Here is a 22,411-nt window from a genome sequence, read left to right as displayed (position 1 = left end):
ACTAATTTAATGGACAATTCTGATTGTAGGGGTGCTGAACTGTCCTGAACATATCTCCCTAATGGAGATGCAGCCGGTATGCGGATGCAGTTCCAGAAGTGTGAGAAAAATGAATGTGGGGGTTTGGCGGAATTGCCAACCCACATCGGAATGGGGCCGGTGGGATTTGAACCCACGACTGGCGGGTCTCCCCGGGTCAGCACTCCAGCGGATCATCACCGCTCAGCAGACCCATCAGTCATCACACCGCTGGAGCCCGCCGCGCTTCCTGGCTACGCCACGACCCCCTGCTTTCAGCATTATCACGATTTGAATATAACTGTTGCGTTTGAGTGAATCAGACCATGGGAGGGTATTCTGCAACAATCCTGTCGGCAAGGTGCAGGAATGCATTTCTGCTCGGGTAAAGGAAGCTGAGCCATGAGTGAAATATTGTCTTGCCTGTGGAGAACATGCTCTTGAGCTTTCCGTCATAAGGGATTATCCCGAATATGTTTTTGTTGTAGAAGTATTTGATCCCGGATTTTGTAACCATGTTTATGATGTACCCTTCTAAGCTCACACCGAGTCTGCTGAGAACCGATTCCACCTTGATTGCGTCAATGTATGCTGGCTTCAGTTCGGCAGAGACTATGAATGTTGTATCCGAGATCATGGCAGGATACAGTGCGTATTTCGATAATCCGGGCGAGGAATCTATCAGGATGTAATCATAATCTGGTTTCAGGGCAAGTATCAGATCCCTCACTTTTTCAATTTCGATCCCCTTTTCCACGTCAACAAGAGATTTTGCCGGAATAACGTCGAATCCAGTATTTCTCACCTTCATTCTGGATTTTATCTCGTCAACGCCAGCGTTTCCCATGAGATACTCTGTCAGAGTTTTTTCTGGCATCTCTTCAATGAACGTATGGACATTTGGAAGCGCGAGATTTGCATCTATCACAATTACATTCCTTTTTCTCAGAGCGAGAGCAGAGGCCAGGTTCATTGTTACCGTGGTTTTTCCAACTCCCCCTTTGCCCGAAGGAAAAGCTAAAACCCTTGCACCGGCTGTTTTTAATCTGAAGTAGTCTCTCACAATCCTTCTGAGCTTCCGCTCGAATTTTGTGAGCTCGATTAGCGTGTCTGCTGTATTCATAGAATCCTCGGGGATTTACTCTCTGTTTTCCTTTCCTTACTCACCCAGTATCTCTCACTGACGCTGTTCTTCAGCTGTCCGATCTCCATACTTATTTGAGCGACAGCATTCTTCAGTTCAGCCATTTCGGTTGATAATTTTTCGAGCTCTTTTGCAGAAGCCTCTTCAGAAATGGTATCGACCTGACCAAGGGATTCTGATAATCGTGAGATCTCCGCCTTCATCTGACTTATTTCGTTGAAAACACTACTTGCGTTGATTTCTTCTATTTTGTTCTCGAGATCAGAAATCAGTAGTTTGAGGTTTTCCAGATCTTCCTTGTATTTTTTCTGGAAAGAAATTGATGAAAGCACTTGTTTGATGAGCTCACTGATTTTTGAACTGTCTACCAGTTTTTCAAGGTTTTCGACTCTTTCCGTAATCTTCTTTATCTGATCATCTCTTTTTTCAAGTTCTTCAAGGAATTCTGACCTCAATTCTTCGGTTTTGGAATCTATATGTTTTATCTGTTCTGTAGATTGTATTATTGCTTCTTCAAGGGCCGGCAAATCCTCTTCAACGAATTTTTTCAGCTGTTCAAACAGATGGTCCCATTTTTTCAGGATTTCAGCGGACATCACCTTTCACGCTCACTTTTTGATTCTCAGAGTGCTTATCGTGAGTGCACCTCTTGCTGAGGCTGTCAGCGGGTCATCCGGAACTCTGATTTTTATGGCACTTCCCAGAGCATCTGACAGTTTGGTTTCGAACTTCTCCTTGAGTCCTGGAATCCTCGCCATACCGCCGGTCAGCACGAATTCTGAACCCGTTACCAGCCTGTAAATCTTGAAATTGAACTCTGCAAGGGATGGCAGTACCTCAAGGGTCACGAAGTCTATCAGTCCATCAAGATATCTTTCCACAGGTCTGTTCACAGCCTCATCAAGTCTGAATGTGAACTGACCCTTTTCGAAGAGCTGAACCGTCTCCTTTATGTTTTTCCACTCGAGCAGATTTGCATACCTCTCCTTGTATTCTCTTGCGGTGGACAGGTCAACGTTAACCGCACCTCTCGTGAGGTTCATGATTTCGTTCTTTATCCACCTGTCAACCACGTCTCCCGAAACCTCTCCGGTAACCATGCTGAATACGATTTCACCCTTTCTCACGGCAACAAATTCCGTGGTTGTGGAGCCCAGGTTTATAACTGCGTATGTCCTGTCGAGAATTCCCAGACCCTCTGGAAGGGCGAGTGATGCCAGAAATGAGTCATTCCAGACTTCTTTCCCCGACCATCCGATTGGAACCTGACTCACAACCTTCTTGAAAAGTGCGATGCCCTCTTCCAGCTCCGTGGATGGGATGGCATACGTGACGTAGGAGTTTTCAGGAATCCCGTACTTCTTGGCCACCTCTCCGAGAAAGATTCTGAGCAGTTCAGCCTCCTCTTCTGTTGCCGGCAAACCTCCTCTGAGCATGTATGTGACGTCATCTCCATAAAGCTCGGAAGCATCGTTACCGATGATGTAGTCCTTTGCTCCGGTAACGGGATTCTCCTTTTCTCTAATGCAGGTCTCCTCAACGTGTATCTCGTCTCCCATCGCAATAACGGTTTTCTGAGAACCGACCTTTATACCCACAGGAATAACGCCTGGCTTTTTGTTTGTTTCGTTGCCACCATTACCTTCTGCCATAATAATTACCTCCGTATAATTGCTATGGTTATGCGTTTTTAAAATTTACCAATCAACCAGCATGGGTTTTTTGAATTACAGCGGAGAGTTATAGAGAAAATCGATTCATCAAATTTTTAAATATGAAGAGAGGTTATTCCTGTGGAGCTCAGCATTTTCCATGCAGAAGAGCTGGAAGACGTTCTGAACAGCATACCAGATTTAAAGCCGAGTTTCAGAAAACTGGGCAACGTGGAGGTTATTGCGGAAAACAAAGAGGTCAGAGTTGGGAAATACAGGAACTATGTTATCGTGCTTTCATCCGGAGAGCTGGAATTTGAGAACGCTCCGATTGAGACTTTCAGGATAGTTCTGAGGGAGCTTGAGAACGGCAGGGATTTCCAGTTCGGAACCTACCGTTTTGAAGAAAACACTGTGGAGATTCAGCCTGAGCGGGAAATGGATTTTCTCGAGCTGTCACCAATATTCTCGGAGCTTGCAGCTCTGAAGACACTTTCCATAGATGCGGGAAACAGAGGTGAATTCCTGTCGAAGGAGGAGACGAAGATCATAGACCGCACAGTCAGAATTCTGGAAAATGCGGGAACAATGGACATATCAGTGCTGGAAGACCTGGCGTTTGAGCTGTCTTCTCTGAAGGGGAAGTTCATTTCCAGATACATGAAATTCAAGGACGAAATAGAGGAGATCGGACAGTCTCTGATAAGATTCAAGAGCCTCTCAAGGAAGTACGGACATTTTCTGTATGAGCTGACTCCTGAATATGAGGATGTACTTTCCAACCTCAGGTACTACGAAATGAGCTTTGATCAGACGCTCAGGTCGGTGAGGGACTCACTGGAAACAATACATCTCAAGCTGGAATCCATACAGAGGAGGGAAACACTGGAATTGCAGAAGAGGACCTCTGCGCTTCAGGTCGCAGCGGCAGTAATCGAGTTTATTGTGGTATTTTACTACACAATGGGCATTTGGAGCAAATATGCGGATCTTAGCATGCTTCCGAAATGGCTGTCACTCCTGACACTCACGGTGCTTTCGGCGACAGTGCCGCTCTTGACTGAGGCGTTTGGTGAATACCTCCTTGAAAGGAGGGTTGGAAGGAAACTTGTAGTGTATTTGATGCTAATCAGCCTGTGCATTGCGATAATCCTTTACACTATTTTCTTTTGATTATTCTGAGAGCCTTCAATCTCTCGGAAATCATTCGAAGGTGCTCCTTTTCCTGATTGATGAGATAATCCAGAAGTTCGCTGGTTTCGTGGTCTGCATTCTTTTTCATTTCAGTGTATATTTTGATTGCATCTCTTTCCATTTCCCTCGCTTTCTCCAGTATCTCCTCCGGGCCCATCATCCTGAATTGGAATGTTGAAGGATATAAAATTTGGGTAATTTCAGAGCTTCAGTGCCACAAGGGTAAGGAGATTGGCCAGAGCTTCTATATCTTTCAGATTCATCATCTCGACCTCGCTGTGCAGGTATTTTATCGGAGCGCTCAGGGTCAGAATTTCGCTTTTATGTTCGAACGCCGAGGAATCCGTACCTCCTCCTGTGGTACCCACCTGCACGGGGATGTCTGCCTTCGTGGCAATGTCCCTTACCCTTAAAGCGAGTTTTCGTGAATAAATTGCTGAGTTGTCCACCGCTCGTATTACCGGCCCCTGCCCAGGTCTGACATCTCCAGTCAGAAGATTACAGCAGCCGAAAGAGTCTATTGCAATGGCGTAATCTGGGGAGTAGCTGTTTGCAAGAAATCTGGCCCCCTTAAGTCCGTTCTCTTCCTGAACCGTGAATGCAAAAACAATTTTACCGTTCAGCCCGGGTTCAAGGTTTTCAGTGAAAATTCTCCGGATAACCTCGAAAAGCACAACCGCACCGAACCTGTCATCAAGGGATCTGCAGGAAACGTATCTGCCATTCAGGATTGAGAAGTGCTTTTTGAATACTGCAAAATCAAGTGCTTTGACTCCGAGGTCTGCAGCTTCGTTCCTGTTTTCAGCACCTATATCGATGGTGAGCTGATGCCAGGGAACCGTGTCTGATCTCCCCTCTATGTTGAGGTGGGGCGGTATTGCCCCAATCACGCCATCTATCTTTCCATTTTCGGTTATGACATCAACGTGCCGTCCATACAGCAGTCGATCATCAATTCCGCCGATCTTTCTGAACGTGAGCTTTCCATCGGGTGTTATTCCTGTTATCAGAAGACCAATCTCGTCAACATGTGCCATAAAAACGATTCTTTCATCACCACTACCTGCTTCAACTATGAGATTTCCTATCCTGTCCTCCTTAACGTCTGTGTACGGTTTGAGCCATTCTCTGAGTTTTTCCTTGACCTGATCCTCATATCCGGATATTCCGGGTATTGATGCCAGCTCTTTCAGCTTATTCACAAGCTCCATTCTCTCACCTCGAGTGTGTCAGACTGACCCCATCTTCAGCGTTGCATTCAGGTTGAGGGGAGGAATCTCGTCCCTGTCTATGACCAGTTCGACCAGCCTTGGTCCATCCCGGATTATAAACTCTACCCCCTCCTCGATCTGGTCGTTGCTGTCGACCTTCATCGCCGGAATTCCGAACGACTCTGAAAGCATGACGAAGTCAGGGTTTTCCAGGATGGTCTGGAAGACTCTTCCCTGCTTTTGAAGTAGCTGCTTTATGTAAAGCACTCTGTACGAGTTATCGTTGACTATCACGATTTTCAGGTTCAGGTTCTCTCTTTTCACAGTCTCAAGCTCCTGAATGGTCATCATTATCTCTCCGTCACCAGCAACGACCACGACATCTCTTTCGGGATTTGCCTTTTTGGCACCTATGCCGGCAGGAAGTGCATAGCTCATGGCTCCGAGGTTCGTGGCTGCAAGGTATGTGCCGGGGCTGAAGACCTTCAGATTGTTGTTGGCGAATATGACGTGTGTCCCCTGGCCACCCACAACAATCCTCTCTCTGCCGAGTTTTTCGTTGAGAACATCGAAGAATCTTGCCGGGTTTACAAGCTTTGTTTCCTTGGAACTGAAGCTCGAAAGTGTTGAATTCCACATTTCTGTGTAGGACCTGACCCTTTTTACCCACTCCTCTCTGTCTGCTGTTTCTGCATTCAGGGCTTTCCTGGCAAGCTCGTTGAGAACGTGGGCCGGGTCGGCTCTTATCCGGGTGTAATACAGGGGTCGCACATCTGCCGAAGGATCCTCGGAGACGACAACAACATCTCCTCGAGGCAGTAGGGTGTAGCCGTACGTTGTTACATCATCAAGCTCGTTGCCCAGTACAAGCAGAAAATCACAGTCTTCCAGTATCCTGTCAGCTGTTAGCGATCCTCCTCCAAATCCCACCCTCCCGGCACACATCGCATCATCTTCCGGAATTGCACCCCTGCCATTCCCCGATGTTATCACGTACGCTGATAATCTCTCACTCAGAACCTTCAGGCTCTCGGGATTGTAGTCGGGTCTTCTGACAAGCTCCCCACATGCAAGGATTGCAGGCTGCTTTGCATTCCTCATTTTTTCAATTAGGTCATGTGTTTCCGGAGCCTCTTTGGGAACCTGGAACTGAGGTGGTTCAACATGTTCGACTGACGATAGCTCGGCATCCCACAGGTCTTCCGGGATTTCTATTACTCCCGGCCCGTACGGCCAGGTAAGCATGCTTTCATAAACCTTTGAAAATACCTCAGGAAGGTCATTTTCGTCGTCTACAACTTCGTAAACCTTAACCAGACCATCTGCAACGCTCTTCTGCTCGACCTCAAGCCACGCATCTGTTCCCCTGAGCCTCCTCTTTACACCTCCGGAAATCAGGAGGAGAGGAACCCTGTCCTTCATCGCTATGCCCAGAGAAATTGCAGAATTGAGGAATCCGGGACCGGCATGCACTATCGCACAGGAAAGCTTTCCGGAACTCCTGAACTCTGCATCAGCCGCAGAGACTGCTGTCTGCTCGTGCCTTACCGTTATAACCTCAAGTTTACCGGAATGGGAGGATAGAGCGTCATAAAAATCCAGGACCGAAGTCCCGACGATGCCGTAGGCCCTTTCCACTCCTGCCGCTATAAGTGCCTCTGCGAGAAACTCTGCAACCGTCTTCATATCCATCACATGTTCACGACTGACTCGGGCTGACCACCGGCAAGCACCCTCAGTATGTTCTGAACGCTGTGCTGAATGATTCTCGCTCGTGCATCAGCATTTGCTCCGGCTATGTGCGGTGTCAGGAGCAGGTTAACCTTCGCCTCCTTCGCAAGTTTAAGCAGAGGATGGTCCCTGTCGGGAGGCTCTTTGGAATACACGTCAATCGCAGCGCCCATGATCCACTTCTCCTTCAATGCTCTGGCAAGAGCTTCTTCATCCACAAGCTCGCCTCTCGATGGATTTATGAAAATGGCCGTTGGCTTCATCATTCTAAGCTCCTTCTGGCCGATCATTTCCTTTGTTTCGGGGGTCAGGGGGACGTGGATTGAAATGACGTCGCTCATCCTCAAAAGCTTTCCGAGGTCTGAGAACTCGGCCTCAAGCTCACTCTCGGCCTGTTCATTTCTGAATTTGTCGTGATATACTATTCTCGCGCCGAAAGCTCTTGCCCTTCTGGCAGTCTCCCTCCCAATCCGTCCGAAACCGATAATCCCCCATGTTTTGCCTAAGAGGTCAAATGTGCCCATGTCCATGAGCTTCCACTGTGCCCATTCCCAGTTTTTCGTTGTTTCGTGGGCGTAGAGAATTCTCTTCATAAGCATGAGGGCCGCCATGACTGACCACTCGGCAACACTTGCTGTATTGGCTCCGCCTGCATTTGCGACGGGAATGCCATGCTTTCTGCATGCCTCGAGGTCTATGTGGTCAAAACCCGTGCTCGGCTGCTGAATCAGCCTGACTTTTTTCATGTGTTCAACCATCTCCTCGTCAATCTTCATCTGGAAGCTGTAGTCCCCAAGCACGACATCTGCGTTTTCAAGAATTTCAAGCACCTCGTCTCTCGGTTTCCCGAACACCCCTATAATTTTCAGGTCTCCTTTCAGCTGGCTTTTAAAGGGTGCAAAAAGGCTCTCCACAAAAGACTCCGGCAGCGGGCTCATGGAAACGACAACATACTCTTCCTGTGTCATGATTAATGCTGATGATTTGCATGTATAAATATCCTTCTTCTGTTGAACATTCCCTCAGGAAGCATGAAATAAAAAGATTTATTTGCTCACTGAAAAATCTGAGTTCAATGGACAAAGTTACTCTCGCATTTTTGATCACCGCCATTCTCATATCCTCCGTAATTTCGGCTGCAATTACCGTCGCTTACATCAATCTGGACACCTATACCACACATTTCAGCACTCAGATTGAAGAAAAAATGAAGACTAAGGTGAACTCCATTGAGAAACTTCTCAACAGCAAAATAGATGCTCAGAAGAAGGAGTTCATGTTTGTCGCATCACATAGGGAAGTCTCTTCTTTTTTCAACAGGTTCGCAAAAACCAAAATGTCCGGAAATTTGAGTCCTCCCTATCCTTCCGAGTTCAGTAACAGCTCTGAATACCGCAGATTAATCGAACTTTTCCTGTCTGTGGGCAATTCGAGTGATGACATTGAAATGCTGAGGATCTTCTGGAAGGATGGCTACGTGGTTGCGGGGACCGTTTACGAACGAGAGGATTTTTTTGATTACAAGGGCGATAAAAAGTGGTTTGAGGAGACAATATCCGGCAACGTTTCCGACATCTACATATCTCCGATAAACATTGCGAGACACACGGAAACACCGGCTATAAGATACACAATGCCACTCTACTATGATGGTCAGGTAATGGGCCTGCTTATTGCAAATTACAACTTTGAAAAGTCTTTTTCGATTATTAAGGAGCTTTACATGAACGGGTCTGAGCATATCTTCATTGTAGATCCGCATTATGAAAACGCCGAGGGCGAAATCCTGGGACCGAGGTTCATTGTGAATACTGTCGATCCGTCCAGGGAGTTTAACGAATCCTGTCCGGTGTGTCCGCTGCTGAATCTCGCTGATTTTCGGGATAAAGAGGGTTTCGTTAAATTCTCTTATGGCAACGAGACTGAGTTTTACGGGTATTACAAGTGGGCCAGACTCAAGAACGGGAGAGATTATCTCATTATCAGCGCCGTGAAGTCGGATGTTCTTACCGGGCTTCTCTATGAGTCTTACAGGGGTGCGATGATAAGTGCCGTTGGTATTGCGGGGATATTTGCCATACTGGGGCTCGTTCTCTCGAACTTCATTTTAAGGCCAATTGAGGACCTCATTCAGAAATCCAGGCTGATATCCAGAGGACTGTATGAAATGAAAATCGGACCGAGAAGAGATTACAGGGAAGCGAGGCTGCTTTCAGAGGCCATTGGTGAAATGAAGGAAAACCTGTACAAGTATTCCAAGAGGCTTGAGGAGTATGGGGATGGGGTCAGGCTTGTTAATTCCATAATCAGGCACGACATAGCAAACCACCTCACCTCCGCACTGATCTATCTCGAGATGTATGAGGAGACTGGAGAGAAAGATTACCTCTTAAGGCTGGAAGCATCACTCGAAAGGCTGAAAAAGGTGCTGGATGTTTCAAGAGTTCTGGAAGCTGTTCTCAAGGAGGGCGAGAAACGAGAGGTAAACCTCAGAGACGTGCTGGTGAAGGTGGGCAGGCTTTATCCGGAAATTGAAATCAACGTGGAGGGCGATTGCAGGGTTAGTGTTGATAGTGGCATAGAGGTCGTGTTTGACAACCTCATACAGAACTCCATAAAACACGGGAATGCTACCAGAGTGGACATACGGATTGAAGAGACTCCGGAATACTGCATAATCGAGTATCATGATAATGGAAGGGGCATACCTGATGAAATTGCGGACAAAATCTTCGATCCAGGTTTCAGCACGTCTGGAGGTGGGTTTGGACTGTACATTGTGAAGCTTATGCTCACGAGGTACGATGGCGAGATTACCATCGAGAGGTCAGAGCAGGGGGCAAGGTTCATCATCAGAATTAAAAAATGATGCTGAAAAAATTAAAAAGAGCCCTTTACTTGCCTGCCAGATAGTCGTAAAGGAATGCTGCAGCAACTGCCCCCAGTATCGGGCCGATGATGTATATCGGGAAGTACTGCCAGAGGTTTATACCATACATCGAATCCACGAGGTAAGGTCCGAAGGTTCTTGCAGGGTTCAGTGATGAGCCTGTGATGTTTCCGATTGTTATGATTATTCCTCCGACTGTAAGGCCGATTATAAGCCCTGCAAACCCCGGTGGGGCACGTTCATCAACTGCGACACCCATTATGACCAGCATCAGCACAAAAGTTCCGATCGCCTCTGTAATGATGGCCTGCCCATAACTTATTCCCGGAAATGGTGCGGTGGCACCCATTCCTCCGATAAGCGCTGCGTTGCTCCCGACACTTGCCAGGAAGAGAATGCTGCCAAGACTCGCCCCAATCAGCTGTGCAACGATGTACGGTGCGACTTCAGAGGTTGGAAACCTCTTTGTTGCCCAGAGCGCAATGGTTACGGCGGGGTTGATGTGGGCTCCACTGACCCTCCCAAGTGAGTATATGACGGCAGATATTATCAGCGCGAAGGCCATTCCTATTGCGAGCCAGTCCCCAAGTCCACCCAGAGCTCCAATGCCGATATTGAATTCGTTTGGTGTCTGGGCTTTGTTGGAGATCATGAGCGTGATTACTGCAGAACCTGCACCGAAATAAACGAGCAGAGCAGTTCCCACGAGCTCGGAGACGCATTTCTTTACAAGTGTCATCCTCAGCCCTCCTCGTACGCTTCATTGCAGATGGAGCACAGGATTCTCGGCACGGTCTTTTTCAGCTTTCTTGATGGGAAGGGGTAATCTCCTTTCCAGAGCTCGACGTCCTTCCTCACAAGATGCTCCATGCAGACTCCCATTCCGCAGACAATGCAGATCGCAACAGCCTCGGTATCTTTCCCCTGCTCTTTACAAATATAACATTTCATAAGCGCTCACCCAAAAAAAGGGAAAGGGTTAAACAGCCTCTTTCCACTGGCAATATGAGTGTCTGAAGTCCACAAGCGCTGCCGTGGCACAGTCCTTACAGACTCTTGCCGGTGATGCAGGTGTATCCTTGTGCAGCGCGATGATGTTGGTCATCATGGTTGCCGTAACTGGCTCGCTCGTGAGCAGACATGGATAGTCTGCCAGTCTCATCAGAGCCGAGAACCTTACGCTGATGGCACATCCCGGATATGCATAGCGCTGCGGGTTCATCAGGACCTCATTCTCGTGGATTGGGTCGAGGTTCACTTCGAAGCCCGAGACCTTTGGCACGAGCTTGTCTGAAAGGCCGTTTCTGTCTCTTCTTGCCTTGTCGAGGTACTTCCATCCCCTGTATATCATGTCCATGAAGTCGTGGTTGTGCAGCTCGGCAGCACCACCCCTCGTCGGATAAAGCTGGACGTAGTTGTGGTACCTCTTGGTGAGCAGATCAACGATCATCGGGGCGTTGAACCCGTCAAGCTCTAAGATGTACTCTGTTGCAACTGCTGTTGAGCCTGTTGCCAGAGTCAGTGGCTGATACTCGCTTGTGAATCTGTCGAGATTTGCCCTGAGAGTCGATTCCATGACATTGCTGACAGCTTCGATGACTGCCATGACAACGTCATCCTTGCACATGTTGAATGTTGACTGGGCAATGTGGTGGGCGGCATCTCCAACACAGTATGCCGGCACGGTTACAATGTTGCCGTAATGCACACCGTCATCCATTGCCTCCTTAACCGCTCCTCTCATCCTGTTCTTGTATTCGCTCATGTATTTCCTCACGTCGAAGCTCTCGTGGCCGTGCTCATCCATCAGCCTTGCCTGGGCTTCTATTGGCTGGTCGTAAACGAGCTTGATCATCTCGATTTCCTTCTTTATAGCATCGCTCAGTGTTGCGCCCTTTTCAATCTCGTTTGCAAAAACCTCTCCAAAGCCGTAGGAAGTGTTCATTCCCCACGACTTAGAGGCAAGGATTGCCTGTGCATGCTCCTTCGGTATGTCAACCGTTTTTAAAATTCTGTTCACGATGTTGCTTGTGCTTCCCGGTATGAGGGCAAAGTCCACAACACAGGTGGGGCCGTAGAAACCGCCATATCTCCTGACAACCTCCAGCCCTATCAGGGCTTCGGCTTTCCCTATGGCCTCAATAAACTTGTCCACACTCTTTCTGAAACTTTCATCTTCCTCGTACAGGATTTCAAGAATTGCCGGCGTCTGGTAATGCTCCACGAACGGGTCGTCTTCCGGCCTTACGGTCTTTGTCAGACTTCTCAAAATTTCGAAGTGGGCATTCACGCTGTCCACGTGCAGTCTTATTACTGCCTTGCTCTGGTTTCCAACTGCCTTCATGTTGTTTACCGCATCCACATACGGCTTTACATCATCTATAACAAACTCTCCTCCTCTCTTCTCCTTAATCACGTTCACATCCGCCCACTGGGCGGCGATGGCCTCCTCGACCATCTTCTCAATGACTTCCTTCATCTAATCACCGAAATAATATAATCATTAATGATAAATATATACTCTGGTTGACAAATCTACCCTTTGTGCGTGGAAATGTCAACGCTCATTGTTAAATATGATTAAGTTGACATATACACCATGTATCTCGCAAAAATCAGGGTGAATCAGCACACCTGTTCTCTCGCAGTTGCCACGACAATGGGTAACGCAACGATTGAACTTCTTGAGTACATTCTTTTGAATGACGAGGAAGCTCTTTTTCTCGGAAGGATAACAAGAATGGACGGAGATCCAAGCAAGTGCTTCAATGCAATAGAAAACCATCCCAGCACGAGATTTTTTCAAATTCTTGAGAAGACCAAGACGAACCTGGATTTCCTTGCGGTTATACGAGATACAACCGGCATTAAAGCCTTTGAGGAATCATACTGCTTCATAAAGCCACCAATCATCGTTGAAAACGGTTCAAAACTTTACACGGTTTATGCTCCTGAACTCAAGTTTCTCAGAAATGCCTATGAAAAGCTGAGGAAGGTCGGCAACTGGGAGGTCCTCGAGGTGAGGAGCATAATCGGTGAAAAGGGTGAGACTCTCACTGAAAGGCAGTACGCAGTGCTGAAGGCGGCGTACGAAATGGGATATTTCGACAGAAAGCGGAAGGTAACCCTTGAGGACATTGCCACCGCCTTGAACGTCTCCAAAAGTGCTGTCCACAAGCACATCCAGGAAGGGCTTTGCAAGATAATTTCAAGGTATTTTGCAGAGACTGAGTAAACGTTAAAAATTCTGAGCATCAAGCGGTTAATCTGGATGAACAGCAGGCTGAAAGAGGTACTTGAAAAGCTCGGTATCAGGGAACTGAACGAACTGCAGAGGATGTCTTATTCTGAAATAACTGGGGGTAAAAGCTGTCTGATTATTGCACCAACCGGTAGTGGAAAGACTGAAGCTGCTGTTATACCCCTTATTGAGAAAATATATGAGGAAAATCTTCCGGGCATAGCCCTGCTTTACATTACTCCTCTCAGAGCTCTGAACAGGGACATGCTCAGGAGGATTGAACAGATTGCAAAGGAGCTTGGAATAAGCATAGCCGTAAGGCATGGTGATACTGGAGAGGGGGAGAGGCGAAGACAGTCTCTTAAGCCGCCCCAGATTCTCATAACGACGCCGGAGACGTTCCAGCTACTGTTTCTCGGAAAAAATCTGAGAAAAGCCCTGAAAAACGTAAAATTCGTCGTTCTTGATGAGGTTCATGAGTTTGCTGACAGCGAGAGGGGAGTCCAGCTCTCGGTAGCACTCGAAAGGCTGCGGGAATACTCAAATTTTCAGACTGTTGCTCTTTCAGCCACGGTTGGTGACAGGGAAACGATTGCGAAATACTTCGGCTGTGAGGATGTGATTGAATTCTACGGGCAGAAGCGCTATGAGTTCAGCGTTGTGAAGGCTGAAGCCGGTGAAAATGGGGCTGAAGAGCTGCTGGAAAGAGATGCCGGATTCTCCGCAGAACTGATGAAAATAAAAGAGATTTCGGAAAGTCATCGCTCCACACTTATTTTCGTTAACACCAGGCAGACCGCTGAGGCTCTCGCTCTACACCTTAAGAAGGTTATGGATGTAGAGGTGCATCACGGTTCGCTTTCAAAGGACGTGAGGATCGAGAACGAGAGGAAGTTCATGGAGGGTGAGGTTAAGGCACTGATATGCACTTCATCTCTTGAGCTTGGAATCGATATTGGACATGTGGACTGTGTTATTCAGTACAACAGCCCGAGGGAAGTTAAGAGGCTCATTCAGAGGGTGGGAAGAGCGGGACACAGGCTTGAAAGGGTTTCGAAGGGATACATTATTGCCAGCAGCTTTGACGACCTCCTCGAGTCCATTGTGATTGTGAGAAGGGCGGAGGAGAGGAAGGTCGAAAAAACGGATGTGCATGAGAACAGTCTCGACACCCTTGCGAATCAGATTTCCGCCATTGCTCTGGAGTATGGGAGAATTGAAGATGTAAAGCTGTATCAGATCATTACAAGGGCATATCCATTCAGAAATCTCGACTATGAGTTTTTCACCCAGTTCCTGGATTTTCTGGCTGGAATGGGACTTGTGTTTTATGGTGACGGCGTGGTGAGAGCAAGGAGGAGAACGAGGAGGTATTTTTACGACAACATATCCATGATTCCTGATGAGCGGCACTATCCCGTAAAGGAGATCACAACCGGGAAAATCATAGGAGTCCTTGATGAGTCTTTCCTCCAGACATTTTCGGGTGAGCTTTTTGCAATGAGGGGCGAGGTGTGGAGAGTAATATCCGTTGACGAGTTTGTCAGGGTTTTGCCAGCGGGTGTTGATGCGGAAGTACCCTCGTGGACGGGAGAGGAAATACCTGTTCCCTATGAGGTTGCCCAGGATGTTGGGCGGGTCAGGAGAATCATTGGGGATCTGCTGGTGGGGGAGGGAGAGGAGAGGGCTGTGAGATACCTGATGGAAAACTACAGGATAAATGAGGATGGTGCGAGATACGTTGTGGGAATTATAAAAGAACACGTTGAAAAGGGCTTCAGACTGCCGACAGATACCCGGCTCGTAATTGAGTGCAGTGATGATGCCGCAATCCTTAACGCCTGTTTTGGTCACAAGGTGAATGAGGGGCTTGGAAGAGTCCTTGCCCTGCTGATTTCAAACAGGAAGGGCAGAAACGTTGGAGTGGAGATAGACCCCTACAGAATAAGGCTCATCCCTGCCACGTGTGAGGACGTTCTGAACGCTCTCGAGTCTCTGCGCAATCTGAACAGGGATGAACTGGTGAAACTTCTCGAGCTTTCCCTTGCAGACACCAGACTGTTTCACTGGAAGATCATAAATGTGGCGAGAAAAACAGGCTATCTCAGCAAGGATGTGGAGGTGAACAGAGTCAACGTTAAAAAGCTGGTTCAGAGGCTCTATGAGACGCCTATATTCAGGGAGGCGATGAGAGAAATTCTCGTCGAGAAAATCGACTTCGAAAAGATTTATGAGATTCTTGCGAATTTTGATGATTTTGAGGTTGTAACATATCACACAATCACTCCTGTTGGCAGTGCATCATCAAAACAGAGTTTCGACGTTCTCTTCACGTCCAGACCAATACGTGCCGTCATTGAAACTTTCAGGAAAAGGATAGAGAATGAGGACTGCCACTTTCACTGCCTGAATTGTGGTTATACGATAACACTGAAGGTCAGGATGATCGACTCCCTGCAGTGTCCCAGATGCAAATCGAGAATGGTTGCGGTTGTGAACGGAAGAAGGGACCTGAGCAAAATTGACAGGGGTGAGCTTTACAGAATAGCGAATCTTGTAATGGTGCACGGCATGAAGGCCGTTTACGCCATGAACACGTATGGTATTGGGGTTGAGACTGCAACCAGAGTTTTGCTCAATTTTTATCCCGATGAGGAAAGCTTTCTTAAGGCTCTGCTTGAGGCGGAAAAGAATTACATAAAATCAAGGGCATTCTGGGACTGATGGGTATGAATGTCGAGGAAAGGCTGAGGGAAATTAAGGAGCATTTCGGAGAGCTTATCGATGACGATACTGCGAGACTGCTTGCAGAATACAGCCTCGGAAAGTTCGTACCGGACACCCGCAAGGGCAGAGTAAAGGGCCCCGTCAAGGATAAGAGAATTTACAGGGATAGGGGATACTGCAGACTTGTGGTGGAGACCGAGGATGGCGATGTGAACGTGTACTTCTGGGACGAGGCCTATGAGGTCGCACTGAATGACATCTTTCCGGGAATGGATGTGGAGGTTGAGGCGTCAAGGGGCGAGAGCGGGTACCACGTCAGGAGTGCTGAGCTTGTCAGGGTGGAGGTTGACGAGAGCCGGATAAAGACCGTGTCCGAAATAGAGAATGGCACCGTGAATGTGAGGGGACGTATTGCAGGAATAGAAGGGATAAGGAAGACAAGAGATGGAAAGAAGCTCGCCTCGTTCGTGATAACGGATGGTAAAGAGTTTACGCCTCTCATTCTGTGGGATGACAAGGTGGAGTTTGCGGAGATTCTATCACCGGGTGATGAGGTGATCATCTTCAATGCTTATGTGAATGAATTCAGGGGAAAAAAGAACATTCATGCTGGCAGGAATTCGTACATTGACGTCAGACGCTTTTCATGAACTCCACGACAGAGTTCACGAGCTGATCCATCGTTCCCGTGTAAAAATGGTCCGTGTCAAGCTCAACAATCCTTTTTGGCCCGCTCATCATTTCGATTATCTTCCTGCTTTCACTGTAGGGTACAAATTCATCTCTTACGGCATAAACAATGAGCTTTGGGACCGGGCTGTCCCTGAGTGATATGCTGTTGATTTTTTTCAGAGGTGAGACCAGTATCAGGGCTTTTGTTTCCTCAGCAATGTTGCTCGCAACTACGGATCCGAAAGAGTAGCCGAAGACCGAAACGCTGTTGTGTCTCTCCTTCAGATAATCAAGCATGATTTTTGCATCCTCTATCTCTCCTGTGCCCATTCTGAATGGCTGTTTATAGTCAAATGAAAGCGTGGAAATACCAATCTCATTCAGGGCATTTGAGACCCTTTCAAGACGGATGTCGAATCTGTTGCCCCCCATTAAAGGATGTGGAGGGCAGAGAAGCACAGCATCATTTCCCGCTTCTCTGTAGCTTGCCCTTATTCCAGCGTGGATGATTTCCATGGTTGCATTATCCACGTCATCAGTTAAAAATTAATACCCTCCTGCCAAAAATGCCAGCAATGAATTACGCTGATATTGGTCTCAGGGTTGGGATTGAAATTCACCAGCAGCTTGACACGAGGCACAAACTCTTCTGCAACTGTCCAACCGTGCTGAGAGAGGTGGAGGAATCGAATTTTGAGTTCATCAGATTTTTGAGGTCAAAACGGAGCGAGCTTGGAGATGTGGACAGAGCAGCGAGAGAGGAAGTGATGAGGAGAAAGAAATTCATCTACAAGTTTTACGATACAACATGTCTTGTTGAGGCGGATGAAGAGCCACCGAGAGAAATAAACAGAGAAGCGATAAAAATTGGGATTCAGATTGCAAGGATGCTGAACATGGAGCTTGTTGATGAACTGCATGTCATGAGGAAGATCGTGATCGACGGCAGCAACACGACGGGGTTCCAGCGCACAGCCCTTCTCGCTTTCGGCGGTCACGTTGACGTTGACGGTAAGAGAATAGGCATAGCAACACTCTGCATTGAGGAAGAGGCTGCCAGAAAGGTGGAGGAGAGGGGCAGTGAAACCGTGTACTCTCTGGACAGACTCGGCATACCTCTTGTCGAGATCGGGACTGAGCCAGACATCGACAGTCCTGAACTCGCCAGGAAAGCTGCATGGAAGCTGGGAATGATTCTGAGAAGCACGGGGAAGGTTAAAAGAGGTCTCGGCACGATAAGACAGGATGTGAACATTTCAATCAGGGATGGTGCGAGGGTTGAGATCAAGGGCGTTCAGAATCTGGACATTCTTGACAAAATCGTTGAGTATGAGGTGGAGAGACAGCTGAACCTTCTGAAAATAAGAGATGAGCTCAGGGAAAGGGGTGCGAAGGTTTTTGATGAGATATATGACGTTAAAGATGTTTTTGCAGACACGAAATCCAAGATTTTGAGGAGAGCGAAGTCAATAATGGCAATAAGGCTTTCAGGATTTGCTGGACTTGTTGGTATGGAAATACAGCCCGGAAGAAGGCTCGGCACTGAATTTGCAGACATTGCAAAAACCTTTGGCCTTGGAGGCATATTCCACACTGATGAACTTCCTGCCTATGGTATAAGCGAGGAGGAGGTTGCGAGGCTGAGGGAGACGGTTGGAGCCGAGGATAGCGATGCAGTAATCATCGCTTCGGGTGAGAGGGAGAATGTCAGGAGCGCTCTCGAAAGAATCATCGAACGGGCAAGGTACTGTCTTGTGGGTGTCCCCGAGGAAACAAGAAGAGCAAACGAGGATGGCACCACGTCGTACATGCGGCCTCTCCCGGGATCAGCGAGAATGTATCCTGAAACGGATGTGCCGCCAGTTTTAATCGATGAAGAACTGAGGTCAGTGGAGATTCCCGAACTCATAGAAGAAAGGGCTGGGAGGTTTGTCCGGGATTACGCTCTGCCGGAAGACCTTGCGGTTATCATGGCGGAACCATCAAATGCGAAAATCTTCGAGGAATTTGCGGGGCAGATGGAGCCAACCGTTGTTGCGAGGGTTCTGCACATCCTGCCGTCTCAGCTCAGGAGAGATGGTTACGATGTTGAAAGGCTGGACGAGGATGATTTCAGACTCACACTTTCCATGATCAGGGACGGGAAGATTGCGAAGGAGGGAGCAGAGGAGGTGCTCAGGCTCCTCACCCAGGAAAAGCTTGGAGAGGATGAGATACTTGCGAGACTGTCTCCTGCCGAAGATCTGGACGGATTCATTGCAAGGCTTGTGGAAGAAAAAAAGGATTTCATAGCGGAGAGGGGCGAACATGCGTTCAAACCGCTTATGGGGCTTGTGATGAAGGAATTCAGAGGTAAGGTTGATGGAAAGGTCATTGCAGAGAAACTCAGGAATGCAATAAAACAGGCACTGGATAGCTCATAGATTGTGTTGTTTTTCCCTTTTCTGATCTTGAGTATCCTCTCTCCTGAACTCAAACCGAAATTTTTTTAAATTATTGCTACTGTGTCTCATACTAACAAGGTGGTGACATGGAGATTGGGAAACGGATCAGGATTGAGAGAATAATGAGCAGGGACAGCGGAAATACAGTGATAGTCCCTCTGGATCATGGTGTGAGCATGGGACCAATTGAGGGCATTGTTGATCTCCGGAAAACGATAAACGAGGTGGCGGAGGGCGGGGCAAATGCTGTTGTTGTTCATAAGGGCATTGTGGCTGAGGGCCACCGGGGGTACGGCAAGGATGTTGGTCTGATACTTCACCTTTCTGCATCAACCATGCTTTCCCCGGACCCTGACGAAAAGGTGCTTGTGGCGACCGTAGAGGAGGCGATAAAGCTTGGAGCGGATGCGGTGAGCGTTCACATCAACATCGGGAGCAACACCGAGGCGGAACAGCTCATGAAGCTTGGCAGAATAAGCAGGGACTGCAGGGAGTGGGGTGTGCCGCTGCTTGCGATGATGTACCCGCGAGGTAACGGAATAAACCAGTTTGACGAAAAGACCGTGTCTCTCGCAGTCAGAGTTGGGGCCGAACTTGGTGCCGACATAATCAAAACGAATTTTACGGGCAGTGTGGAATCATTCAGGAAGGTGGTTGAAGGCAGTCCAGTGCCTGTAGTGGTTGCAGGAGGTCCAAAAATGAATTCGACTGAGGAGATACTGAAGATGATAGATATGGCGATGGATGCCGGGGCAAGAGGTGTGGCAATAGGCAGGAATGTGTTTCAGGCGGAAAACCCAAGGAGGATGACTGAAGCCATCTCAATAATCGTTCATGAAAATATGGGCTGGAGAGAAGCGATAAAACATCTGCAAGGTTAATTTTATCAATCCCTCTTTCTCTCTGTTTTTCAGGTGGTGAGTTTGAGAATACCTCTTTACATTGAGTTTAAGGGTAAAAATGTCCTGGTCATCGGTGGGGGTGGAGTCGGGACAAGCAGGGTCAGGAAGTTTCTGAACGCCGGAGCAAACGTGAGAGTTTTAAGCCTCGACTTCAGTGATGAGCTTAGGAGGATTGAGGGGATTGAGCTTGTTATGGGGGATGCGAGGGACGCAGATGTTCTTGAGAAAAACATCATGTGGTGCGATCTGGTAACCGTCGCAATTCCCGACATTGGAATAAACGACACGGTCATTGAGCTTGCGAGAAAGCACAAAGCCCTTGTCAATCTCGCAAATGATGCTGATAAAACAGAGGTGGTTGTTCCTTTTGACGGAGAAGTTGATGGTATCAGATTTGCGGTTACGACCGAGGGTAAGAGCGGAGTGGTTGCCAGGGCTGTGAGAGACAAATTTTTGAAACTGCTTCAGGAAGATGAAGAGGTTCTGAATCTGCTGAAGGCGATGGATTTCCTCAAGAAATACATGAAGGAGAATAATGTCCCTGTAAACGTGAGAATGAAGATGTACTTTGCTGTAAGCAGTGATGAACATTTCAGAAAACTCGTCAGGGATGGAAGGGTCGAGGAGGCAAAGGACTTTGCGGTGAAGTTCATTGAGGAATATATGGAAGGCAGAAGGGAAATCGACGAAAGTGTCGTCAGGATAAAATTCTGAGGTGGTAATCTTGGACAGAGAGCTTCTGATGAAGGCCCAGTACGAAATGCCCGTAAGTGAAACTCCGTTTGCTGATATGGCTGACAGCCTTGGTAAGCCTGCAGATTATGTGGTCGAAACTCTGAAAGAATACCTGAAAAATGGCATCGTGAAAAAAATCGGTCCCCAGCTCAACTACAAAGCCTTCAGGGGTATAAGCCATGCCGCCCTTGTGGGTGCGGAGGTTAAAGATGTGGAGAAAGCAGTCAGAATAATAAACGCTGAAAAGAAGGTGAAGCATAACTTTCTCAGAGAGCATGAGACTTACAACATCTGGTTCACGATTAAGGCTCCCACGAAAGAGGAGCTTTTTGAGAAGGCGAGAGAGTTGATGGAGAGATGCGGGGTTGAAAATTACGTAGTCCTGCCGAGTGTCCGGGTTTACAAGATGGATGTCAAGTATGACCTGTTCAGAGGGGTTTCATTCAGCACGAGAGTGGAGGAAAGGGCAGATGTGCCGGGGGTCGAGGAGCTTGGCATTGATGGAGAAATGCTCAGAGACATGGAGCGAAACTTCAGCGTAGAGGAAAGACCATTCAGGAAGTTTGCCGAAAGGTACGGATATTCAGAGGCTGAGCTTGCTGATCTGATTTCAGAGCTCATCGAGAAAAGGGTTGTGAGGGATTTCTATGCGGTGCTGAACGGTTACAATGCGGGTTTCAGGGAGAACGGTATGAACCTGATAAAGACAGGCGAGCCGGAGAAAGTTGCGAAGAAGCTCCTGAAAGATATTCCCGAAATAACTCACCTGGTCCAGAGGGAGGTACCGGAGAAATGGAATTATCCGGTGTACTTTATGATTCATGCTGTGAACAGAGAAATTATAGAGCAGATAGCAGACAGGGCAAGAAGAGTTGAAGGCGTTGAAAAGCTTGAGATTCTGTACAGTCTGAAGAGCTTCAAGGACTGATTATTTTATTCTGAACCTCCTGACATTTCCGCAGTTCAGGCACGTTATCCTGACGACGCCCTTGCTTGTCCTCACCCTGACCCTGTCGCTTCTGTATGGATACAGGCACTTTTTGCAGAATCTGAGCTTCTTTTTTCTCAGCCTGATTCTGTACTTTCTCGCAATCCTAGTTGCAAGCTCAACATACCTCCTGGAGAGATCGTAGTCCTCGAGCTTTACCCTGTCGGCAAGATCAAGCAGGTAACCTATCCTCTCTCTGGCTATCTTCCTTTCAAGACCTTTTTTTCTTTTAACAGCCATTTTCACACCTGCATTTCTCAACCGGTTTAAAGCACTTCCCACACCTTTTAACCTCGATAAAACAGTCATCAAACACAATTCTTATCTTTCGGGATTCGAGCATCGCAATGCCCAGCTTTTTTCTGGCGGATTCGAGCAACCTGCTTATCGTTGGCTGGGAAACCCCCATAAGCTCGGCTGCCTTTTTCTGGCTGAATCCCATAACGTCAACGAGTCTGACAGCTTCGGCTTCATCTGGATAAACTGCCACTTCTCCTCCTTTTTCGAGAAAGCTGAACTCGACGAATCTCTTTCTTTTCCTTCTGGGCATTTGAATATTTATTCATTACCGTGTATTTAACTGTTTTTTCGCACCGGTGTTATTTTTGCTGCCCCCGACTCCAGTCTTGCAAAGGGATTGCCACCATAAAAATCATAAACCCTACCGTTTCCCAAGTTTTGAGGGTCCGTGGTCTAGTGGTTATGACGCCTGCCTCACACGCAGGAGGTCGCCGGTTCGAATCCGGCCGGACCCACTCATAACCTCCAATTCTTAAAATTTCAATTCTTACAGGGTCTCCAGTCCTAAGGGAGTCCAGAAGTTTGTCAATAGTCTCAGAAAATCGATTTCTGAAATTTTCTT

The 22,411-nt window shown here is 47.7% G+C and carries 22 protein-coding genes and 2 tRNA genes; 10 read left to right on the top strand and 14 right to left on the bottom strand.

Going from position 1 to position 22,411, the window contains the following annotated elements; genetic code table 11:
• Nucleotides 1-151: 151 nt before the first annotated feature.
• The 4 genes from GACE_RS06260 to GACE_RS06245 all read right to left on the bottom strand — a co-directional run bounded on the left by GACE_RS06260 (nucleotide 152) and on the right by GACE_RS06245 (nucleotide 2,814).
• Nucleotides 152-287: transfer RNA gene (locus GACE_RS06260), tRNA-Trp, on the bottom strand.
• Nucleotides 288-337: 50 nt separating this feature from the next.
• Nucleotides 338-1,141 (bottom strand): MinD/ParA family ATP-binding protein, encoded by an 804-nt coding sequence (locus GACE_RS06255; protein ID WP_048092059.1) that lies wholly within the window; start codon nucleotides 1,139-1,141, stop codon nucleotides 338-340.
• Nucleotides 1,138-1,689 carry a hypothetical protein gene (locus GACE_RS06250; protein WP_158413822.1) on the bottom strand — a complete coding sequence of 184 codons (552 nt, stop codon included), beginning with the start codon at nucleotides 1,687-1,689 and terminating at the stop codon, nucleotides 1,138-1,140. The genes GACE_RS06255 and GACE_RS06250 overlap by 4 nt, the downstream gene beginning before the upstream one ends.
• Before the next feature lie 81 nt (nucleotides 1,690-1,770).
• Complete coding sequence (locus tag GACE_RS06245; RefSeq protein WP_048092057.1) at nucleotides 1,771-2,814, bottom strand: acetate and sugar kinases/Hsc70/actin family protein; 1,044 nt, start codon at nucleotides 2,812-2,814, stop codon at nucleotides 1,771-1,773.
• Between the two features lie 141 nt (nucleotides 2,815-2,955).
• On the opposite strand from GACE_RS06245, the gene GACE_RS06240 reads away from it, so the two are divergent.
• A complete protein-coding gene (locus tag GACE_RS06240; protein ID WP_048092056.1) occupies nucleotides 2,956-3,987 on the top strand; it encodes a hypothetical protein in 1,032 nt (343 codons plus the stop codon).
• On the opposite strand, the gene GACE_RS06235 is transcribed toward GACE_RS06240, so the two are convergent.
• The 4 genes from GACE_RS06235 to GACE_RS06220 are packed head-to-tail and all read right to left on the bottom strand — an operon-like array spanning nucleotide 3,974 to nucleotide 7,918.
• Nucleotides 3,974-4,168: a ferritin family protein gene (locus GACE_RS06235; RefSeq protein ID WP_318249134.1), complete on the bottom strand. Its 195-nt coding sequence runs from the start codon at nucleotides 4,166-4,168 to the stop codon at nucleotides 3,974-3,976. The two genes, GACE_RS06240 and GACE_RS06235, sit on opposite strands and share 14 nt — an antisense overlap.
• A gap of 40 nt (nucleotides 4,169-4,208) precedes the next feature.
• Entirely contained in the window at nucleotides 4,209-5,219 is a 1,011-nt protein-coding gene (locus GACE_RS06230; RefSeq protein ID WP_048092055.1) for a M42 family metallopeptidase, read from the bottom strand.
• A gap of 18 nt (nucleotides 5,220-5,237) precedes the next feature.
• Nucleotides 5,238-6,911, bottom strand: a complete 1,674-nt coding sequence (locus tag GACE_RS06225) for a thiamine pyrophosphate-dependent enzyme (RefSeq protein ID WP_048092054.1) — start codon at nucleotides 6,909-6,911, stop codon at nucleotides 5,238-5,240.
• Nucleotides 6,911-7,918, bottom strand: coding sequence for a 2-hydroxyacid dehydrogenase (locus GACE_RS06220; protein WP_048092052.1), 1,008 nt, complete (start codon nucleotides 7,916-7,918; stop codon nucleotides 6,911-6,913). Before GACE_RS06220 ends, GACE_RS06225 begins: the two co-directional genes overlap by 1 nt.
• Before the next feature lie 107 nt (nucleotides 7,919-8,025).
• On the opposite strand from GACE_RS06220, the gene GACE_RS06215 reads away from it, so the two are divergent.
• Nucleotides 8,026-9,819, top strand: a complete 1,794-nt coding sequence (locus tag GACE_RS06215; protein WP_158413821.1) for a sensor histidine kinase — start codon at nucleotides 8,026-8,028, stop codon at nucleotides 9,817-9,819.
• Between the two features lie 25 nt (nucleotides 9,820-9,844).
• Here GACE_RS06215 and GACE_RS06210 read toward each other — a convergent pair whose 3' ends face one another.
• From GACE_RS06210 to GACE_RS06200, 3 genes are read right to left on the bottom strand one after another with little or no spacing between them, the layout of a single operon-like run.
• Nucleotides 9,845-10,579 (bottom strand): MIP/aquaporin family protein, encoded by a 735-nt coding sequence (locus GACE_RS06210; protein WP_048092048.1) that lies wholly within the window; start codon nucleotides 10,577-10,579, stop codon nucleotides 9,845-9,847.
• 2 nt (nucleotides 10,580-10,581) lie between these two features.
• Nucleotides 10,582-10,791: a DUF2180 family protein gene (locus tag GACE_RS06205; protein WP_048092046.1), complete on the bottom strand. Its 210-nt coding sequence runs from the start codon at nucleotides 10,789-10,791 to the stop codon at nucleotides 10,582-10,584.
• A 28-nt stretch (nucleotides 10,792-10,819) separates the two neighbouring features.
• A complete protein-coding gene (locus tag GACE_RS06200; protein ID WP_048092044.1) occupies nucleotides 10,820-12,319 on the bottom strand; it encodes a DUF2193 domain-containing protein in 1,500 nt (499 codons plus the stop codon).
• A 120-nt stretch (nucleotides 12,320-12,439) separates the two neighbouring features.
• Between GACE_RS06200 and GACE_RS06195 the strand changes: the two genes are divergently transcribed.
• From GACE_RS06195 to GACE_RS06185, 3 genes are read left to right on the top strand one after another with little or no spacing between them, the layout of a single operon-like run.
• Nucleotides 12,440-13,075, top strand: a complete 636-nt coding sequence (locus tag GACE_RS06195) for a helix-turn-helix domain-containing protein (protein WP_048092042.1) — start codon at nucleotides 12,440-12,442, stop codon at nucleotides 13,073-13,075.
• Nucleotides 13,076-13,111: 36 nt separating this feature from the next.
• Entirely contained in the window at nucleotides 13,112-15,805 is a 2,694-nt protein-coding gene (locus GACE_RS06190) for a DEAD/DEAH box helicase (RefSeq protein ID WP_048092041.1), read from the top strand.
• Nucleotides 15,805-16,458 (top strand): OB-fold nucleic acid binding domain-containing protein, encoded by a 654-nt coding sequence (locus GACE_RS06185; RefSeq protein WP_048092039.1) that lies wholly within the window; start codon nucleotides 15,805-15,807, stop codon nucleotides 16,456-16,458. Before GACE_RS06190 ends, GACE_RS06185 begins: the two co-directional genes overlap by 1 nt.
• On the opposite strand, the gene GACE_RS06180 is transcribed toward GACE_RS06185, so the two are convergent.
• Nucleotides 16,442-16,996 (bottom strand): alpha/beta hydrolase, encoded by a 555-nt coding sequence (locus tag GACE_RS06180; RefSeq protein ID WP_048092038.1) that lies wholly within the window; start codon nucleotides 16,994-16,996, stop codon nucleotides 16,442-16,444. The genes GACE_RS06185 and GACE_RS06180 overlap by 17 nt on opposite strands.
• A 50-nt stretch (nucleotides 16,997-17,046) precedes the next feature.
• On the opposite strand from GACE_RS06180, the gene gatE reads away from it, so the two are divergent.
• The 4 genes from gatE to GACE_RS06160 all read left to right on the top strand — a co-directional run bounded on the left by gatE (nucleotide 17,047) and on the right by GACE_RS06160 (nucleotide 21,489).
• Nucleotides 17,047-18,903 carry a Glu-tRNA(Gln) amidotransferase subunit GatE gene (gene gatE, locus GACE_RS06175; protein WP_048092037.1) on the top strand — a complete coding sequence of 619 codons (1,857 nt, stop codon included), beginning with the start codon at nucleotides 17,047-17,049 and terminating at the stop codon, nucleotides 18,901-18,903.
• Between the two features lie 107 nt (nucleotides 18,904-19,010).
• Entirely contained in the window at nucleotides 19,011-19,805 is a 795-nt protein-coding gene (locus GACE_RS06170; RefSeq protein WP_048092034.1) for a 2-amino-3,7-dideoxy-D-threo-hept-6-ulosonate synthase, read from the top strand.
• 36 nt (nucleotides 19,806-19,841) lie between these two features.
• Nucleotides 19,842-20,540, top strand: coding sequence for a precorrin-2 dehydrogenase/sirohydrochlorin ferrochelatase family protein (locus GACE_RS06165; protein ID WP_318249132.1), 699 nt, complete (start codon nucleotides 19,842-19,844; stop codon nucleotides 20,538-20,540).
• A 10-nt stretch (nucleotides 20,541-20,550) separates the two neighbouring features.
• Nucleotides 20,551-21,489 (top strand): Lrp/AsnC family transcriptional regulator, encoded by a 939-nt coding sequence (locus GACE_RS06160; RefSeq protein WP_394324663.1) that lies wholly within the window; start codon nucleotides 20,551-20,553, stop codon nucleotides 21,487-21,489.
• On the opposite strand, the gene GACE_RS06155 is transcribed toward GACE_RS06160, so the two are convergent.
• Nucleotides 21,490-21,789 carry a ribonuclease P protein component 4 gene (locus tag GACE_RS06155; RefSeq protein ID WP_048092032.1) on the bottom strand — a complete coding sequence of 100 codons (300 nt, stop codon included), beginning with the start codon at nucleotides 21,787-21,789 and terminating at the stop codon, nucleotides 21,490-21,492.
• Nucleotides 21,779-22,099 (bottom strand): DUF134 domain-containing protein, encoded by a 321-nt coding sequence (locus GACE_RS06150; RefSeq protein WP_048092030.1) that lies wholly within the window; start codon nucleotides 22,097-22,099, stop codon nucleotides 21,779-21,781. The genes GACE_RS06155 and GACE_RS06150 overlap by 11 nt, the downstream gene beginning before the upstream one ends.
• A 132-nt stretch (nucleotides 22,100-22,231) precedes the next feature.
• Here GACE_RS06150 and GACE_RS06145 point away from each other — a divergent pair.
• A tRNA-Val gene (locus tag GACE_RS06145) sits at nucleotides 22,232-22,304 on the top strand.
• Nucleotides 22,305-22,411: the final 107 nt, after the last annotated feature.

It is taken from the genome of Geoglobus acetivorans (assembly GCF_000789255.1).
Classification (GTDB): domain Archaea; phylum Halobacteriota; class Archaeoglobi; order Archaeoglobales; family Archaeoglobaceae; genus Geoglobus; species Geoglobus acetivorans_B.
This window is presented reverse-complemented; position numbering and strand designations above follow the sequence as displayed.